We start from the raw sequence: 557 nt of genomic DNA, 5'->3' as shown, positions 1-557 counted from the left end.
GTCGGAAATAAAGTAAATCGAAATGATAACTTGTATCGGATTATAAAGCTAGATGCCGTCTGAAAACTTTTGTTTTCAGACGGCTTTTTCAAGCTGATTGCTTAGAAGCGGTAGTTCACGCCCAAGCGTACATCACGTCCGGTACCTGGTAGGGTATTGGTCCAGCGTTGGCTGTGCGGATAGTAGAACTTGTTAAACACGTTGTTGACTGAAAGATTGACATTGAGCGTGTCTTTGCCCAGCGGTTTCCAGTTGGCGAAGACATCGTTCACACCGAAACCTTGGCGTACAACGTTTTCCAGTTTTCCGTCGCGACCTTTTTGACCCGCCACCAATATCGAACCCACGGCTTTTTGAACATAGCGTCCGCGCCAGCCGATTTCCAGATTCGGATTTTGGAAGCGGTAGGCAAGGGAGGCCGTCCAAGTGCGGCCGGTTTGTGCGCCAAACTCGGGGTTCGCGCTTAACAATTTATCTTTGTGCGTATCGTAAAAACGCGGTTTGCTGTGGCTTACGCCGACTTTGGCAGTCAGGCCGCCTGTACGGTAGGACGCGCC

1 pseudogene is annotated in these 557 nt (G+C 50.3%); it reads right to left on the bottom strand.

Features of this window, described 5'->3' with window-relative positions:
• Positions 1-101: 101 nt before the first annotated feature.
• A pseudogene (locus ACTHSP_RS21425) lies at positions 102-557 on the bottom strand (TonB-dependent siderophore receptor); the annotation flags it as partial.

This window comes from Neisseria sp. P0001.S005, assembly GCF_051963715.1.
Note: the sequence above shows the minus strand (reverse complement) of the source record. Positions and strands in the feature narration are given on the sequence as shown.